The sequence below is a fragment of the Tolypothrix campylonemoides VB511288_2 genome (assembly GCF_045999855.1).
GTDB classification, from domain to species: domain Bacteria; phylum Cyanobacteriota; class Cyanobacteriia; order Cyanobacteriales; family Nostocaceae; genus Scytonema; species Scytonema bouteillei_A.
The window spans coordinates 411,177-429,079 of sequence record NZ_JBFPMW010000003.1; the positions used below are offsets into that span (position 1 = coordinate 411,177).

15 protein-coding genes and 1 pseudogene are annotated in these 17,903 nt (G+C 41.0%); 6 read left to right on the forward strand and 10 right to left on the reverse strand.

Annotated features, from left to right (window positions below; genetic code table 11):
- Nucleotides 1-97: 97 nt before the first annotated feature.
- The 3 genes from AB0756_RS10605 to AB0756_RS10615 form a co-directional block, all read right to left on the reverse strand.
- The gene (locus AB0756_RS10605) at nt 98-1,216 is read right to left on the reverse strand and encodes a ferrochelatase (RefSeq protein WP_038071690.1); all 1,119 of its coding nucleotides are present in this window, start codon (nt 1,214-1,216) and stop codon (nt 98-100) included.
- Between the two features lie 419 nt (nt 1,217-1,635).
- Nucleotides 1,636-1,794: a DUF6887 family protein gene (locus AB0756_RS10610; protein ID WP_237265817.1), complete on the reverse strand. Its 159-nt coding sequence runs from the start codon at nt 1,792-1,794 to the stop codon at nt 1,636-1,638.
- On the reverse strand, nt 1,787-1,993 hold the full coding sequence (locus AB0756_RS10615; protein WP_137986404.1) for a DUF6888 family protein: 207 nt from the start codon (nt 1,991-1,993) through the stop codon (nt 1,787-1,789). The genes AB0756_RS10610 and AB0756_RS10615 overlap by 8 nt, the downstream gene beginning before the upstream one ends.
- A 147-nt stretch (nt 1,994-2,140) precedes the next feature.
- Here AB0756_RS10615 and AB0756_RS10620 point away from each other — a divergent pair, with 147 nt between their 5' ends.
- The 4 genes from AB0756_RS10620 to AB0756_RS10635 all read left to right on the forward strand — a co-directional run bounded on the left by AB0756_RS10620 (nt 2,141) and on the right by AB0756_RS10635 (nt 7,168).
- Nucleotides 2,141-2,710 carry a hypothetical protein gene (locus AB0756_RS10620; protein WP_038071694.1) on the forward strand — a complete coding sequence of 190 codons (570 nt, stop codon included), beginning with the start codon at nt 2,141-2,143 and terminating at the stop codon, nt 2,708-2,710.
- Between the two features lie 95 nt (nt 2,711-2,805).
- A complete protein-coding gene (locus tag AB0756_RS10625) occupies nt 2,806-4,068 on the forward strand; it encodes an MFS transporter (RefSeq protein ID WP_038071696.1) in 1,263 nt (420 codons plus the stop codon).
- Between the two features lie 143 nt (nt 4,069-4,211).
- Complete coding sequence (gene ilvB, locus AB0756_RS10630) at nt 4,212-6,119, forward strand: biosynthetic-type acetolactate synthase large subunit (RefSeq protein WP_050046092.1); 1,908 nt, start codon at nt 4,212-4,214, stop codon at nt 6,117-6,119.
- A gap of 380 nt (nt 6,120-6,499) precedes the next feature.
- Nucleotides 6,500-7,168 carry a YciC family protein gene (locus AB0756_RS10635; protein WP_038074130.1) on the forward strand — a complete coding sequence of 223 codons (669 nt, stop codon included), beginning with the start codon at nt 6,500-6,502 and terminating at the stop codon, nt 7,166-7,168.
- A gap of 189 nt (nt 7,169-7,357) precedes the next feature.
- Here the strand turns inward: AB0756_RS10635 and AB0756_RS10640 are convergent, their stop codons facing one another.
- The 4 genes from AB0756_RS10640 to AB0756_RS10655 all read right to left on the reverse strand — a co-directional run bounded on the left by AB0756_RS10640 (nt 7,358) and on the right by AB0756_RS10655 (nt 12,826).
- Nucleotides 7,358-8,998: a DUF6745 domain-containing protein gene (locus AB0756_RS10640; protein ID WP_050046091.1), complete on the reverse strand. Its 1,641-nt coding sequence runs from the start codon at nt 8,996-8,998 to the stop codon at nt 7,358-7,360.
- Between the two features lie 185 nt (nt 8,999-9,183).
- Complete coding sequence (locus AB0756_RS10645; RefSeq protein WP_137986403.1) at nt 9,184-9,702, reverse strand: hypothetical protein; 519 nt, start codon at nt 9,700-9,702, stop codon at nt 9,184-9,186.
- A gap of 587 nt (nt 9,703-10,289) precedes the next feature.
- Nucleotides 10,290-12,209, reverse strand: a complete 1,920-nt coding sequence (locus tag AB0756_RS10650) for an FAD-dependent oxidoreductase (protein WP_038074126.1) — start codon at nt 12,207-12,209, stop codon at nt 10,290-10,292.
- A 167-nt stretch (nt 12,210-12,376) separates the two neighbouring features.
- Nucleotides 12,377-12,826 (reverse strand): hypothetical protein, encoded by a 450-nt coding sequence (locus AB0756_RS10655; protein ID WP_050046089.1) that lies wholly within the window; start codon nt 12,824-12,826, stop codon nt 12,377-12,379.
- 417 nt (nt 12,827-13,243) lie between these two features.
- On the opposite strand from AB0756_RS10655, the gene AB0756_RS10660 reads away from it, so the two are divergent.
- Nucleotides 13,244-13,480, forward strand: a complete 237-nt coding sequence (locus AB0756_RS10660) for a peptidoglycan-binding domain-containing protein (protein ID WP_038074124.1) — start codon at nt 13,244-13,246, stop codon at nt 13,478-13,480.
- A gap of 190 nt (nt 13,481-13,670) precedes the next feature.
- Here the strand turns inward: AB0756_RS10660 and AB0756_RS10665 are convergent, their stop codons facing one another.
- The 3 genes from AB0756_RS10665 to AB0756_RS10675 form a co-directional block, all read right to left on the reverse strand.
- Nucleotides 13,671-14,792, reverse strand: a complete 1,122-nt coding sequence (locus AB0756_RS10665; protein WP_038074119.1) for an amidohydrolase family protein — start codon at nt 14,790-14,792, stop codon at nt 13,671-13,673.
- A gap of 17 nt (nt 14,793-14,809) precedes the next feature.
- Nucleotides 14,810-16,159: a glutamine synthetase family protein gene (locus AB0756_RS10670; protein ID WP_038074116.1), complete on the reverse strand. Its 1,350-nt coding sequence runs from the start codon at nt 16,157-16,159 to the stop codon at nt 14,810-14,812.
- A gap of 165 nt (nt 16,160-16,324) precedes the next feature.
- The gene (locus tag AB0756_RS10675; RefSeq protein WP_167844573.1) at nt 16,325-16,465 is read right to left on the reverse strand and encodes a hypothetical protein; all 141 of its coding nucleotides are present in this window, start codon (nt 16,463-16,465) and stop codon (nt 16,325-16,327) included.
- Nucleotides 16,466-16,609: 144 nt separating this feature from the next.
- On the opposite strand from AB0756_RS10675, the pseudogene AB0756_RS10680 reads away from it, so the two are divergent.
- Nucleotides 16,610-17,882: pseudogene (locus AB0756_RS10680) on the forward strand (RNA-guided endonuclease InsQ/TnpB family protein).
- The last annotated feature ends 21 nt before the right edge of the window (nt 17,883-17,903 follow it).

Sequence of the window (17,903 nt, forward strand, 5' to 3'; positions counted from 1 at the left end):
GCGTGAAAAATCTCAACTTAGGGTATATATGTTCCAAAGTAATGAGTGAGGAGTGAAAAGTTAAGAGTGCTTATCCTTAAGTCCTCACTCATTAGTTTTAATGGTGGTGATGGTGATGATGACCTACAGCTAAGTGAGGATTCACTGACACCGCTTCTTCTGAGAGCAACTCAGCAATGTGAGCATTTGCCCATTCTGCTACCATTGCCAAAAATGCTGGATCGTCGTTAACGCAAGGCATTTGCACGTAACTGACACCAGAATGCTTTTTCTCTAAAGCGTGGATGATATGATGTACGTCCAATAGAGTTTCGTGGTTTTCTGTCGCAAAGCCAATTGGCATAAATACGATCGCTTTAGCACCCAATTGAATCAAATTGTTTGCAGCCTGTTCGACATTTGGCTGCGTCCATTCAATAAGAGGTGTGTCATGGTTAAGCCAACCAACTGAGATAAGTGGATAGCGGTTGATTAACTTATCCCGCACTAAATCATAAAGTGCTTGACTTTCAGTGATTCCAGAGGTGAATCCCTTAGCTTTGTGGGGACAACCGTGATTCATTAAAATAATGCCAATTTGAGAAGGTAGATAAGCATCGATCAAATCAGCATGAATTTTTTCTTCAACAAGATGCGCCATCAAATCGATATAGGCTGGCTCATTGTAAAAAGAAGGGATATAACGCTGTCCTTTAACCCAGTGTTCGTTACCATCTGCCATCTCAGCTAAAGCATTGTTAACTTGCTCAATGGCAATACCGCTGGTGAAGATAGAATCCACAACTAACAGTGGATAGATAAGTATTTTATCAAAACCTTCGTTTTTGATTTCTGCTAAGACTTGTTTGGGAAGGAAAGGGGCGCAGAAGTTGAAAGCTTTAAAGACTTTCACCCCTTCTCCCCACTTAGCTTGCAGGTTTTTCTCAATACCCGCTCGTTGTTTTTCAAAAATAGAGTTGTGTGGGGAAATGAAATCATGATGCTGGTGTCCCCACTCGTGACGGTCAAATAATGCTAAAAGCTTTGCCAACGGAGGATAAACCCAAGTTGGCACTGGTGCGAATTTTGCAGTCAATAGGTTTAAAGCCTGTTCGTTATAATTGGCGAAATCCTCATAACTTTCAACTTCGCCATAGCCCATGAGCAATACGGCGACACGTTGTTGACCCGATGCGTCCTGGTGCGATTTTTGTAGTTTTTCCGGCGTGGCAACCACAATAAATTCCTCTATACAACTTCAAGAGTGTTCTTTTTCGTACTTGTCAAATTCTATCCTATCCCCCCCCACTGCATTAAAAAGTTACTTTTAGTAATACTTTTGGTGTTATACTCACTTCTATCTCCAGAAGGATGAAGTATGAATTACCCATCCCCCTAACTCTTCTCCCTGAGGATGCTTACTGAAGATCGGTGCGAAATGTTTTCTTTTTCAAAGAAATGTTAATATATTCGCTTTAATGTCAATTGTGTGTATTAAAAGTTGATGCGAAGCTATAAAAAAGCGCTAATTCAGTCAGTTTTTTTGGGTATCGTTTCTTAAATCTTCAAAATTTTTATGTGAAGGCAATCTACTCTATAAAGAGCGCCCTTGCAAACAATAGCAAGAGCGCCGTATTACACCGCTCATAAATCTTTCTACTGTTGGTGCTGCTCTGGTCTGGACCCAATTAAGTCGGGCAAGTCTTCAACATTTATTGGCTTGGCAGTTGCTTGAATCCTGTCTGACAATTCGTAAAATGCTTCCTTATCATCTGGATGTTGCAACACGTAGGCTCGTAATTCGGCTCTACTCATTGCTTTGAAATCCGGTTTGTTCATAACTTACTTGTCCTTGCCGATCGACCGTTATATCAATCTCATCACCTGCTAGTATTACCAATTTCCCATTCCTGTCATCTATTGTAACTAAGTTAATTGGTCTAAGCATTTTGGTAAGCTGGTAGCTCAACCGATACAACTGTTCTAGTTGTTCTCTTGTTGGTTTATCCCCCACACCACCTGCTATTTACTTTTTAATTTTACAATTATGACTGAAAAATCTAATTATAGCAGCAGTGTAGCATCAAATTGTGATTTCCAATCACCAGGCTACAGACGCTCATACCATAATTCATAATTCATAATTTATAATTCATAATTCATGAATATAATTCTTTGTCCTGGAATTCACGAACCAGACTTAACTCAGAGCTTTGTATCGGCATTGATGGAGCAAGCTTCCCCTGGAGCAACAGATGGAACCGTAAATATACTTATTTTTCCTACCAAAAATTATTCAAATCTATTGCCATTTCATATATTTCAATTTTTACACGAACGCTTAAGGAATAGGTTAGAATCACCAGTTGTCTTCATTAGTTTTAGTGCTGGTGTTGTTGGGGCAATATTTGCCGCTCATATGTGGCAAATATTCGGAGGTCGTGTTGAAGCTTTTATTGCTATAGATGGATGGGGCGTTCCTCTGTGGGGTCACTTTCCCATTCATCGTATGAGTCACGATTACTTCACTCATTGGAGCTCATCTTTGCTTGGTAGCGGGCAAACTAACTTTTATGCAGATCCGTCTGTTGACCATTTGGCAATGTGGCGATCGCCTAACATTGTCCGAGGTTATTGGGTAGACTCATATCGTGGGGAGCTATCTCCAAAAGAATGCTTGAGTGCATCTGAGTTTTTGCACTCGCTTATCCAGCACTATCAAGAAAATTAGTCCGGAAAACAGATTTGCCAATTGGGAGTGAGGAATGATGGAGTGTTTGCCAAGTCCCCACTCCCCTATCACAGTTACTATTCCACTCATCCCAGATGTTTCCAACAGAACCTGCTGCTGTCAATACCGGATTTGTCGCCCTATTAAAAAACCGTAGTTTTATGCTGCTATGGATGGGACAGTTGTTGTCCCAACTAGCAGATAAAGTCCTGTTGGTTTTACTTGTTGCCATGCTTAAGAACTATCAACCCTCTTCCGGGTTGCCAGAAAACTCCATGTACTCCACGTTGATGGTGGCGTTTACAATTCCGGCAATTCTGTTTGGTTCAGCTGGTGGTATCTTTGTTGACCGCTTTCCAAAAAAATTAATTTTGATTGCCTCAGACGTTGTACGGGGACTCATGATATTGTTGATTCCCTTTTTACCGCGAGAATTCTTGCTGTTATTGATAATTGCCTTTGCTATTTCTACAGTGACACAGTTTTTTGCACCTGCAGAGCAAGCGGCAATTCCCCTGTTGGTCCGATCCGAAAATTTGATGGCAGCCAACGCTCTATTTAGCAGCACAATGATGGGAGCTATGATTGTTGGTTTTGCGATCGGAGAACCAATGTTAAGTTTTGCTAAAATTTTCCTGGGAGCACGGTACGGTCAAGAACTGATTGTTTGCGGATTGTATTTGTTATCTGGCGCATTGATGCAGCCAATACACCTGAAAGATTACAAATCAGTAGAAGAAAAAGAAAAGTTTATTCATCCCTGGGCTGACTTTAAGTTAGGCTTGCGATATCTCAAAACAAACCGCTTGGTGTTAAATGCCATGCTACAACTGGTTGGTTTGTATTGTGTGTTTGCAGCTTTAACAGTTCTAGCAATTAGATTGGCAGCAGATTTTGGGTTGCAAGAAAAACAATTTGGCTTTTTCTTAGCAGCAGCGGGTATTGGTATTGTACTGGGTGCAGCGCTTCTGGGCCATTGGTGTCATAAACTACACGGTAAACCCTTGCCTCTCATCGGATTTTTGATGATAGCGCTGGTCTTAGGAGTGCTTACATTTATCAAAACTTTGGTTTTGGCTCTCGGGCTGTGTGCCGTGTTAGGTATAGGTGCTGCCTTGATTGGAGTGCCAATGCAAACTCTGATTCAGCAACACACTCCAAGCGCAATGCACGGTAAAGTCTTTGGCTTCCAGAACCATGCTGTCAACATCGCTCTTTCAGCACCGTTAGCAATTACAGGTCCGATAGTAGATCGTTTGGGTTTGCAAGTGACGCTTGTGGGAATGAGCGTCTTAGTTGCTGCTGTGGGAATTTGGACTTGGCAAACTACCCGTCGCGTTTTGCAAGATGCCTTGTGAAAATTTTTGAAATATGGAGAATTCTTGACTATTAACATAAATAAATTAGAAAATATGCGATCGCACTCCTCAAATTTTCAGATAAAATGAAACTTTAAATACTACAATCAAGCAATATCTTCGCTATTCTGTGAGGTTTGGCTGTGCGTTCACCAAGTGTCTCCCAAGGAGATTCGCTTTCCCCAATTTCTCTTCCGCAAATAGAAAATCAAATTAACTCAAAGGTTTCTACACCGCCAGTCGCGACACCCAAACGCGTGAGTGGTGGTTATGCGCTGCTTGACAGCCTAAAGCTTCACGGCGTGGAATATATTTTTGGTTATCCCGGTGGTGCTATTCTCCCGATTTACGATGATTTGTACAAAGCAGAAGTTGAAGGTCGCGGGATCAAGCACATTCTGGTGAGACACGAACAAGGAGCTGCACACGCTGCTGATGGTTATGCTCGTGCAACAGGCAAAGTCGGAGTCTGCTTTGGAACTTCCGGTCCCGGAGCAACCAATTTAGTTACTGGCATCGCTACCGCCTACATGGACTCCATCCCCATGGTTATTGTAACCGGGCAAGTCCCACGTCCGGCGATCGGTACAGATGCGTTCCAAGAAACTGATATCTACGGAATTACCCTACCTATTGTCAAACACTCCTACGTCGTGCGCGATCCCCGCGATATGGCACGCATTGTTGCAGAAGCGTTCCACATAGCAAGTACTGGTCGTCCGGGACCCGTGTTAATTGATGTTCCTAAAGACGTTGCCTTTGAGCAATTTGACTATCTACCTGTAGAACCAGCTTCGGTGAAATTGCCAGGATACCGTCCGACAGTCAAGGGAAATCCCCGCCAAATTAGTGCCGCAATTCAGTTAATACGTGAAAGTCGGCGTCCCTTGCTGTATGTAGGCGGTGGTGCAATTACTTCAGGAGCATATTCAGAAATTAAACGCCTAGCAGAGTTATTTAATATCCCCGTTACCACAACATTAATGGGGCTGGGTGCTTTTGACGAACACCATCCCCTTTCTTTGGGAATGTTGGGAATGCACGGTACTGCTTATGCTAACTTTGCTGTCAGTGATTGTGACTTGCTGATTTGTGTTGGTGCAAGATTTGACGATCGCGTCACTGGTAAATTAGACGAATTTGCTTCTCGTGCAAAAGTCATACATATTGACATCGATCCCGCAGAAGTCGGTAAGAATCGAGTTCCCGAAGTCCCCATCGTTGGTGATGTCAAAACAGTATTGCAAGATTTACTGCGTCGGTGCAAAGAGAGTACACCCAACCAAACGCAAGAGTGGTTGACTCTCATTAACCGTTGGAAAGAAGAGTACCCTCTAGAAGTACCTCACCACCCCGATAGCATTTCACCACAAGAGGTGATAGCAGAAGTTAGTCGCCAAGCACCTAATGCCATCTTCACCACAGACGTAGGTCAACACCAAATGTGGGCGGCGCAATTCCTTAAAGCAGGTCCCCGACGTTGGATTTCCAGTTCTGGTTTGGGAACCATGGGTTTTGGCGTACCTGCGGCAATGGGTGCTAAAGTTGCTTGTCCGGATAGCCAAGTCGTTTGTATTAGCGGTGATGCCAGTTTCCAGATGAACCTGCAGGAATTGGGCACGCTAGCGCAGTATGGGATTAATGTCAAGACCATAATTATCAATAACGGTTGGCAGGGAATGGTGCGCCAGTGGCAGCAAGCTTTCTATGGAGAACGTTACTCATGCTCCAATATGGAAGTTGGGATGCCAGATATCGAGTTACTGGCAAAAGCATACGGCATTAAAGGTATGGTCATTCAAAACCGTGATGAATTGAAAGATGCTATTGCCGAAATGCTCGCACACGATGGTCCAGTTATCGTCAATGCCCATGTAACTAGAGATGAAAACTGTTACCCAATGGTAGCCCCAGGTAAGAGTAATGCTCAGATGGTAGGCTTGCGACGCCAACCTCAAAAAGCATCCCTTGAGCCAATTTATTGCAGCAATTGCGGTGCAAAGAACCTACCTAACAATAATTTTTGTCCCGAGTGCGGTACGAAATTATAACGTCTTTAAATTAAGACAGTTTGGATAACATTTCATCCCTCAACCTCCCTTTTTTGGGGGGTTTTTTGTTTGATAAACTCTTGCAGTGGCTCAGCCTGAGAATGCTTTTGAGAGGAAGCTTCGCCTCCCATACCCTGTATCCTCGTAGAAGAGGGGTTTGGCGTGAAGTCTTTTTTAACTTTATCGAACTCACGTTAATTTTATGAAGGAAAGGGAGTCGTTTAATTTTAAGCGTGATTTTGGGAATACTAAATATACAGCAAAAACAAGCAAACCTTGCTTCAAATGCTTGATTGGGAACTGTAGGGTGGGCAATACCCACCGTATGAACCTTTTTTGTAGCAAAACCTACCTATATAACAAACTGAGAGAATTCAACCGTGAAAAAACTTAAAGAAGCGATCGCTATTTTTAGCGACAACATTATTTTATTCAGTTTAATTATACTAACGATACGATTTCCCGCTAATATCCTCTCAGAAATTGTTGTTCATAACTTGACGCCCAAAGATGAATATGCAAAACTCATCGCGGAATTTAGAGTTTCCTCCTTTTTCAGTGCAATTTTCGATCCCATTTATGTAGGTGCTCTTATTTCCTCTTTATGGGAAATCAAGCAAGGTCGGAGTTGCAACTATTTTGAAGCAATGTCGGCTGGAATTAAGAATTGGGGACAAATTTTTACTATTCGTTTGATCTCTGGATTTTTTCAAACATTAGGATTTTTCGCTTTTGTGATACCTGGAATTGTATTGGCAGTCAGATATAGCTTAACGGATTGTATAGTTGTTATTGAAGGATATAGTAACTCATCTTCTATTTTGAAAAGAAGTGCTTATTTAACAAAAGGAAAAAAATGGCAAATAGTTGTAGGTACTAGTTTAATTGTCTTATTGATGTTAACATACTCTTTTATTGTAGGGATATTCTCTGCTTTTATAGAAAACACTGTAACTACAATCATATTTTCCTGTATTTTAGATATTATATTAGCAATGGTACCTATTTTACTATTCTTATTTTATTGGCAAGCAAGGCAAGTAGAATAACAAGAAATTTCTCCAGGAGATCGCGCTAGTTCTAACAAACGAGGACGCCCATACTCCGGAGAAAATAATTTATGATTTTAACTTGTTACTAATGGCTCGGTGCAAATATTACACCACGATTTCTTCAAAATCACCAGTTATTTAGATCTTTAAAGGTGTTGGCAAATTTTACACGCTTTTAACTTGTTACTAATAGGTTTGAAAGTACTTTTTGGGGTGTAGTCCGTGACGTGCTCTAAGTTTGTAACCATCTGCATAGACAATAGCGGGTTCATTCTCAGCATGAAGTCGATCTCGATCGTCTACAGATAATTTGATTGGACGTTCACAAACAATACAAGTACGCTGACATGGAAAAAACCAACCACATTCTGTAACAACTGCTTGCAAGATTGACCATAAATTTTGGTCATGAACACATCCGAGAATGGAAATACAAAAATCAAATAGACTACACCAGCCAGTTAATTCCTCAGATTTAATCCAGCCAAAATAGGGTTCTAAACTCCAAGATCGCTTGCAGATAAGGACGTTGCGAAGTTCTTGCAACACACTATCACTAAGCTGTACGGCTATTGTACTCCAAAGTTTATTGATGAGCGCCAAGTTTAAATATTCCCGTCCATATTTGTGTCCGTAATAACTATACAACTTGATGATTGATATTTGCCCACGACACTTTTGTTTTACTAATCTTTGAGCAATGTACAGCCCATCAGCAAATAGAATTTCTGGGGTATATGGTGAATTATTAGCAGTGTAAAATTGCTCGATTGCCAAGGCAGCTTTTTGGCGATTGATAGGGGCTAGTTGAAGTGCTACTTCTCGCCATTTTTTATGATAATCTGACAAAATATTAGTTTGAGCGTTAGTAAGTGTTTTAACCTCAATACCTAACCTTTGAACAAGTAGCCTCTTCAAATTTGTATCTGATTCCGATAAAAGCCAGTTCTGCTCAATTAAGTGGACTGGAAGATTCTGCAAAAGTACCTCTTTAACAGATGCCAATTTTTCTTCCCGATACCATTGAGCTTTCCATTGATTTGGGAAAAGTATTCCATACTGTTCTGGTAGAGTGACTCCATGATGAGCGTATACCCGAAACCCATCTAAAAATTCTAGTGCAGGTTCTGCTTCTGCATGTAAGCGTTTTTCAGTATCAAAAGAAATGCGTATGGGACGTTCGCAGACAATACAAATTTCTGTAAATGGGAAAATCCAACCACACTCTATGATTAGAGCTTCAAAAAGTTCCCAGTATTTGGGGTTATGTTTCCAATTAAGACAATTACTCAGCCAATCAAGATAACAGCCATCACATGCCCACCATTCAGGAGCAATATAACAATAGTCATAATACCAAGATTGGGTTTTTAAAGTTGTCCATACTTGTGGTTGTTTCCACAATTGTGTCCGTACTTTTGCTGCTAATAGACAGTGAAACTGGTGGTATAAATGGGAATTTAATATATGGTTGGATTTTTCTTTTTCAATAAGTTGAACTGGATATACTTTGACATCTGAATATCCAGTCAGTTGAAAAGTTAGTTCTTCCTTAAGATGCTTCTGAATTGGCTGACTTAAATTATTAAGCGGAGCGTAATTACGACTCTCAATAAATTCTTTTAGTATTAAACCAGCACTATACGGGCTATCTGTAAATTTCAACAAAGGAGCATTCACATTGAGTAATTGATATATTTCATGAATGATTGCTGTTACTTTAACAGAATCGAGTCTATTTGTATTGGTAGCAATTGCTCTCCACTTTTCTATATAGCTTGAAATTAGAGCAAGCTGCTCAACTGTAGGACGACGAGTACGGCTCATACTGGGTTAAAGAAGTTTATATAAACTAAATAGAAAGTTATTTGTCAGTCAACATAAGTATTTGTGCGTAAGTCCATTTTATATAAAGCATTGGAGAATTGAAATCGGCGATCGCCACCTTTACCTAAGACTTTTGATTTCAAATCGTAGCTGGATTTTTGGAAATAGAATCTGTGACAAATGGTTTAGTAGGGAATCCCTCGGTATTTCCTAGTTGATTTTTGAGTAGATGGCTTGGGTTCGGTAGACGGCGGGGATGAAGGGAGACCTTTCAACTCGCTTTGCTCTTTTGCTAGATTTGAATATCCAGTTTTTTCTTCATCCTTTGGAAATACGTTTTGGGTCGAGTTGTGGGGACGAACAGAGGTTGTTAAATTTTTCTGTGTTATAACTACAGCATCAGCATCTGCGACTTGAGATGAGAGACCATTCGACTCATGCAACCCGGAATCGCTCCGTTGTGTATCGTTTGCTAAATTTTTTTCTTTTTCCTCAACCCAAACCGTCAGATATGACTGATTTTCTACAATTAAACAAAAGAGATTGTCATCAAGAAATTCCTGACAAAATTTGATAGCTTTTTGACGATATTGTATGGAAAAATCTACAAATCTAGTAAAAATTTTATTTTTAAAAATAATTTGTGATGCTCCGTTATAGGAAACACCTTGAACTTCTAAATCCTCGAGACTAAGAAAAAGCATAGTAAAAATCCGAATTTTAATTTCACCACTCTCCAGAAACAAGGCTGAGGGCAGAAAAATTCTGCTAAATAAAGTTCCCCTCAAAGCTAACTTTAGTGGGGCAGAAAGAAAGTTTTTCTTGTTGTCTTCATTGGTAATATGGTACGATCGCAGGCTGTACACTGCCTCTAATAAGCCAATGTCAACTAAAGAGTAGCACTTTCAGGTATTGGACTTTGTGGTGAATGCTCCCTGCGATACCTATATTTTTACTTGCAAGTCATAAAACTAGTATTAGAGAGTATAACAGTTCCTTAATGATTTATACTCTCTTTACATAAGGTTTATCTTAAAATAATAAGAACTTAGAAATTACCCATTGTAAAAAAATATTATATATATTCAGTAAAATTTTTGCGTTCAACTGTTTTTTAGACCCATGACTTTATCTCAATTAAAACTTTCATACTGAAGATACACAGACAATGTGAGAATCTAGTGAGATTTTTGTAAATTTTTTTGATGATTAAAGTTGCAGTTTAGGCGATCTGTTACGCATTTAAATTGCACGCTAACTTGTTATTGTGTCATCAGTCATTAGTCATCGGTCACCAAGAAAGACGCAAACCTTGCTTTTTCATCGCTTGTTGCAATTGAGGCATTTGTTGTTTTGGAACAATTTGGGAGGGAGTCAAATTCGGTTGAGTCAACAGCCAAGCCGCTGTCACTCCAGAAGCAGCACCAATACCCCACTCGCTATGATGAACGCGAGTTACAGCATTAACAATGTGAGTCACGGCTATACTTTTTCCACCAATCAGAAGATTATCTATTTTCTGAGGAATCATGCTTTCCAAAGGAATCATGACGGGACGAACCACAAACTCTCTAGCTGGAGCTTTGGCTGCTTCGTTGGATGGTTCCCAATTACGATAGCGACATCCATGAATATCAATATCATAATGAGTGACCGCAACTACTGTTTTGGAAACATCTCGACTACTTGAAACATCTGTTCTAATATCTGCCTCGCGCATCATAAACTCATTTTGTCCGTGGGCTTGGCGTCCTAAAATTCTGCGTCCCTCCCGAATATAAGGCGTCATACTCAATCCTGAAACTGTACCCATGGGAGACTCTGTTCCAAAGAGGTAGGTTAGGGGAAAATTAGGTTGAGCTTGAGTTTCTAAAAGCCATTCTGCAAAAAAAAGTGCATGATTTTCAGCTTCCTTCAGTGCTTCTAAAGCAAGCCCTCCTACCCAGTTCTGACGCTGTCCGGAAGCACTTACCTCTTCTTGTGTCAGAATTAAGTGCGGATTCATTAAGTTCCAGTCGTTCCCTCGATTCCAATTCACCATAGTTATATCTCCACGGACAGGAGTATCAACAAAGGGGTTGCTGCGGCGCATGCTAACAATACGTCTGTAATTAAAGAAACTTCGACCTGCAAATACGGGAGTCCTCCCAATGGAGAAGTCTTTTCGATGTTCCTCTTTTGATATTCCTGACTCGATACGAGATAAGCGATCGCGACTTAAACCCCCATCATCATGAATAGCAACAGCAAATGGAAAAGTAAATGCTTGGGTGCATTTGGGGTTATCTTTAGGCGCTGCATGAATTTCACCTGTTGTGACCTGAGATTCTGACCCCTGTCGGTGGGGAATGTTTGCCCATCCTATCAATTCTCCCGTATCCGTAGCGTCAATGACTATCATGCGATCGCCTTTTGGAGGTTGCAGTCGCAGTGGGACTTTTTCAAATTCCTCATTGTCAAACCAGGAATACCAAGAAGTTAATTCTTGAGAAAGGCGACCTTTAGGAACGTAGTTAGAATTCCGTGGTATTCTTTTTACTGCGTAAATTGAGACAATTTGCTGTCCCGTACTGTCAAATTCAGCCCCTTTAAACGCAATAGAAGTTCCCCACTGACTTCCTGGTGCAAAACTAGACGAAGACTTCAGCAATTGTTCTGCTGCTGACGCGCCAGCTTTGGGAGGAAAACACAACTTACCCACCCAACAGCTATTAATATCTTTCACTTTTAAAGGAGAAGGAACATTAGACCATGAAGGTAGTTCTACAGGTTGTTGTGCAATTAACTGCTTGAATTCAATCCAACTTTTTGAGTGATTCTCCTTAGCCCGCATAGCCAGCGATTCATCTACAGCCGAGACCCCTTGAGAGCTAATTTGTCCTCCCAGCCAAGGAGTGAGTTCAATCAAGCAAGTCTTTGCTCCCGATTGCATTGCTTCGGATGCTGCGGCTACTCCTCCTAAGGAACCACCAATCACAACAACAGAGCATTCCCAAACCTCTTTTGCTGTAGGTAGAGGGTTGAGTTGGGGTAAACCATTCGTTCCTACGAGTGGTTTAACTTTTGTCTTTGAGCGAGATGTCGGATCGAGGTTCGAGTTTGGTAAGAGTAGTGCAAACCGGGTATGGAAATAACTCAAACTGACAATAGCAAGGAAAGCCAAAGCTGATATTAGTAAAATCAGTGGACTAAAACGGCGAGGTTGCTTCACTAGAGATTGGAGAACAGATTTTTATCTTTCCGATGTTATCTTAGCTTTGCACTATTTCACACCTCCAACCCTCGATCCGCTAGCTCCCCCTATCAAGTGAGGTAAAGCCTTAAATCTGCACTCCGAGCAGATATACCGATACCATCCCTGACCAACCACAGACAAAGCTACAAATGCTGTATTTGCTGACCGAGCTGTTGCATACCGAGTTTTGGAAACGACCTTTGCCATTTCTGCTCAAAAGCGATGCGAGTTTCGACATCGCGTAAAGCACGCCAGAATGGAAGAACCAAAAATTTTCTTGAACCGTTTAAGTGGAAAACTGTTTGGCTTTTACCTTTGATCCGCTTGGAGTTTGCATACTCAACCACTTCTAGCTGCGCTTGTCCATCGCTTTCTGAAAAAATGAACTCATACTCAATTGGTTCTGTATTCCATCTCACAATTTTTGATGTACCGACCTTCAGAAATACACTCAATGCCTCCACAAGTTCATAGAGTGAATCATATGGTACATAAGACGCTGTAAATAAGAATTCTTGTTTATCCGTAACTAATTCCACAGGTAGCCAACCGTAGTTTGCATCACCAAAGCGCACGCGTAATTTTTCAGACATATTTTTCAGACATATTTATATACTGCAACAGAAAAAATAAGTTTTACTAATAATACACAGCCAACAAATTATGGCGGTCGTTGCCCTCCCAATATTATTGTCCTATCTAGATTGTTGATAGTATCAAAACCATTCAAGCAGTCAGAAAAGGTCAGAAAAAGTCAGAAAAAGTCTTCTCTTCATTCATATTACCTATTGGTTTGCGAAAAGTTCTCCAACTAGAGTGAATCAATATGTGAAAGTAAATTTACTGACAGGTTTAATTACCTAGAAGTAAATAATGGCATCTAAGAAAAAAATATTTCTTTTTTTCTTAAATACCATTTAATAGAAGCCAATTTAATCAAAAAACATGGCTTCAACATAGTTTCAACATAATTGTTCGATATTTATCTGTAATCAAAGGAGAAAATTATCATGAGTCAACAACGTCCTTCAACCTTACGTCGCGGTAACCAAGGTGCAGAGGTTGAACGCTTACAGCGCGACCTATCTTACTTGGGATATGATTTAGGACCTGCTGGTATCGATGGTATTTTTGGTGAGTATACGGAAAAGGCTGTTATGGCATTTCAAACAGATAGCCACATAACTGTAGATGGTATTGTTGGTCCTGAAACAGGAAAAGCGTTGGGTGCTCGTCTAGCAGCATAAATCAGTTTCTTCTACTAAAGGCTAAGCAAATTAATGTAGAGAGGTTTTACACAATTTCTCTACATTTTTTATTTTGGATTTTTTGAGGATTTCGATATACGTACAGTAGTAAATTTAAAACTCGTTTGATAGCGTTAGGGCTTTTCCAAATATACCAAACAAACAATATACAAGCTGTATCTGGTAGCTGTTAGGGTGTTGATTGATAAATCAGTAAAGCATTTTCACGTAAAATTGCGATAGCGATCGCCTCAGCTTCAGCAACAGTAATGTCAGAATCCGTAACTGCTTGCCATAAAACTTCTCCTAACAGTTGGCGACCCCATTTTGCACCCAAGTAATACAATTCTGGAATTGAGTGAGCATCAGAAGCATACATGAGTTTCGTAGTAGGAGCTAATTCTAATAACTGTCTGATGGTTTCCCGCATTCCAGATACACTTAAAAAGGGTACTGCTAACCCAAAATCTAAATAAACTTGAGGATATACAGACGCCAAATAACCAGCCTCCCGCATATAAGGATAGGAAGCATGTAACAATACTATTGGTACGCAGCTGTACTGTGGTGACTCCAGTAAATGACGCAAATACAGGGGATTAGCCAATCGTAAATCCAAGTCGGGATCGCCGTAGCCAGTATGTAACTGCACGGGGAGATGATATTTCGCTGCTACCAATAACGCTTGTTGCAACAAAAAATCAATCAGGGGTTTATCTGTAAGTCGCAACTGTTGAGTTGAAAATTTTTGTTTGATGTTGTCAAAATGAGCTACAGCTACCTCTTCAGCTACAGGTTGGATATCTAAGCCACTCCGATAACAGGCAATACTTTTAAAAGCAACGACCCCAGGTGGTGGCGGATCGAGTTCGCTGTTGAATCTGGTTAGGAAAGTCGTAAAATCTGGTGATTGTGGAATTAGCTGTTCTGCTAACATTTCTAATCTCAGAATTCGTCGCACAGAAATAAACCTTTCATGCCATGACAGAGGTAGGATAGTTTCTGGTCGCAAACCATCATCCAAATAGATCCCCTCTAGATTGGCAGCGTGAAAATAAATCTGTGTGAGATCTTCTAATCCTAAACTTTCCCGCCGTGCCAAAATTGTTGTTTCTTCAGGTTCGCAGTCCAACAAAGCTGCAACCTCCCGCAAGCTACGTCGGTAAAAAAACGTAAAGCGGGCATGATTGTTGATAATTTCTGGACGATCGCTTTCTGTAAAAGCAGCTGCATAAGGATATTGGGCAGCTATTTCTGGTTTTAATATGTTGTGGGCGTGTTGGTCAATTAAAGGAATATCAGCTAAATTCATGCTCGGGTTAAATACCGTTAGTATTTTTCTAATAACATGTTGACTTCTGTCTTTAATTCCCAATCTTTCATAGCTTGCCACTCTGCTTGACGCACTGCTAAGAAAGCTTGGGCTAATTGAGGATTTAAAGCTGTTAATAGGATATCGTTTTGCTGGAGGTGAGCGATTGCTTGCCCTAAGTTATCTGGTAATGGATCTATTCCATGGGAATTCCGTTCTTCAATTGATAAATATCCTGGGTCTTGATTCACTGGGTTGGGAGGTGTCAAACCGCGCTGCACGCCATCAAGCCCAGCTGCAATAACTGCACCTAATGCCAAGTAAGGATTAGCTGATGCATCCACCGTCTTCAATTCCAAGTGGCTCGGACAGTTCAAGTTAGGGTCGGTGGGAACTCTCACAGATGCTTCCCGATTATCTAATCCCCAACAGCGAAAAGCACCACTCCAACTATGAGGACGAATGCGGCGATAAGAATTAGTACTTGGAGTCGTAAGTGCCATCAGTGCTGGAAGATGGTGCAGGATACCAGCAATAAATTGTAATGCTATCTTCGATAGACCGCAGGTACTTTGTGGATCGCCCACAAGGTTTTTCTCATCTTGCCAAAGGCTAAAATGGATGTGACAGCCACTACCAGCCGCGTTGGGGAAGATTTTGGGTAGGAAAGAAGCGGTGAGGTTGTGGCGGTAGGCGATCGCTTTGACAGTTTCTCTAAAAGCAATCTGCCAGTCAGCCGCTTGCAAAGCATCAGTGTAGCGCATGGAAATTTCATGCTGACCGGGGCCGGATTCTGGGTAATACTGTTCTACAGGTATACCTTGGGTGATAAGTGCATCGGCGATCGCATTAATGACTTCACAGTTGAGGTCCATTGCCTGAGTTGAGGCAAACACTGTGGAATCAGCAGGAATAGTACCATCAGATGTTTGCCGCAGCAAGTAAAACTCATTTTCAAAAGCGGCTCGCACTTCCAAACCTTGCGATTTAGCTTCGGCTATCATCCGCTTTAAGAAGTTTCGGGGGCATAAAGCCCAAGCCGAACCATTAATTACCATGTTACCCATAGCACGAGCATGACCGGGGGCATAAGGTAAGGGTTTCAGGCTAGACCAATCTGGTATTAAGCGAATTTCACCCACCGGACCTAAATTGCTCTCTGGGACAACTGCATCATACATTACAGGAACTCCCTGTTGACCTACGGAAATACCTACGCCATGCTCAAAGTAGTGAGATAGCATCTCTATATGTACGGCTTTCCCACGGATAATGTTGGCATTATCACACCAAAGAAATCGCACCAATTTCACACCAGTGTCTTCAAGAAACTTACGTACTTTTTTCAAATTATTTTTTTCAACCATTGCTATCGCGCTTTTAGGGTTTAGCTTAATCCAAAAGAAGCCTCTCACTCACCCGAAGGGGAGTGATGAGATGAATTTTGGGGCAATGACGAATTGACAAGGCAGCTTTTGGGAAAGAAGATTCTTTCCCAAAACGTGCCGCCCCCGACCTATGTTAATCGAAGATTAACGCGGGAGTGGGGTCGATGAGGAATTGCCCTTCGGGTGAGCAGTCGCTTCTTGACGGAAACCGCCAAGACCGCGCTGCTCACCAATTTCTTTTGGTTGAGGCAAAGAGTCTATAAGTTCTTCTACTACTTGAGTCATTGTTTTGTCCGACTGAGCAGCATATAAACGTAGTTTATTTAAACGTCTATCAGATAATCGTATTCTTATAGAATTATTTTTCATTGTATCACCATTGTTAATACGTTTATGTTAACATAGGCGGATCAAGGAGGTGATAAACAAATGAGAACCTCATACCAATACAAGTTACGTCCAACAAAGCAAAAAGCTATAGAAATAGATAGATGGCTGTCTATGCTTTGTTCTCAATATAATTATTTGTTGGCTCGACGTTTCGATTGGTATGAGCAAAATCGTTGTCCAATTAACGCTTGCCCTCTCGTTTGTCACCTACCAGAATTACGCGAAAAACCAGACTATTACAGTCAAAAGAAAAGTTTGCCATTGCTCAAAAAGACTCATCCTCACTACGGTGAAATTTACTCACAAGTTTTGCAAGATGTAGTCAAGCGAGTTAAGGTTACTTTTGACCGCTTTTTAAGTGGGGATAGCAACGGTAAGAAAAGTGGTAGACCTCGGTTTAAGTCTCGTGACCGTTACCGGACTTTTACTTATCCACAGATGAAAGATGATTGCATTCAAGGAAATTTGATTAACCTACCAAAACTAGGAAATATCAAGCTTGTTTTGCATCGCCCAATACCGGATGGACTCACGGTAAAAACGGTATCAGTTACCAAAAAAGCTGACGGGTATTACGTTACCCTCAGCCTTGAAGATTCTACAGTTCCAGAAATCAAACCAGATATTAATCCAGAATTTATAACTGGTATTGATATGGGTTTAAAGGAGTTTTTAACAACTTCTGAGGGTGAGACTGTAGAAATACCTCAACATTATCGCAAGTCTCAAAAACGTTTACGAGTTATCCAAAAACGGGTATCACGACGCAAAAAAGGCAGTAACCGTAGACGCAAAGCTGTAAAGCAGTTGGGCAAGAGGCACAAAAAAGTTGCTGACAAGCGTAAAGATTTTCACTTTAAAACTGCAAAACAATTACTGTCTAAATATGACGTTGTTATTCATGAAGACCTTAATATAAAAGGACTTTCAAAATCCAGACTAGCAACATCTCTGCATGATGCTGGATGGTCAAGCTTCCTGTCGATACTATCAAACAAAGCCGAAAATGCTGGTTTGTTGGTGATAGCTGTGAATGCTTCTGGCACTTCTCAAGATTGCTCTAGTTGTGGCGTGAAAGTTCCTAAGAAATTGCATGAACGTTGGCATTCTTGCCAGTGTGGTTGCAGTCTTGACCGCGACCATAATGCAGCGATAAATATAAAAAATAGCGCAAAGTTGGCGGGACGGAAACCGACACCGCCAAACTTTGTAAGACAGAGCGGTAGGGCATTCCGTTCTTAAAGCCAAGAGCCTCCTAAGCAATAGCCGGATTGTCTTGGAAGCCTACACTCAGTCCGAAGGACGAGTGTAGGAGATGTCACTAGGTTTTTTA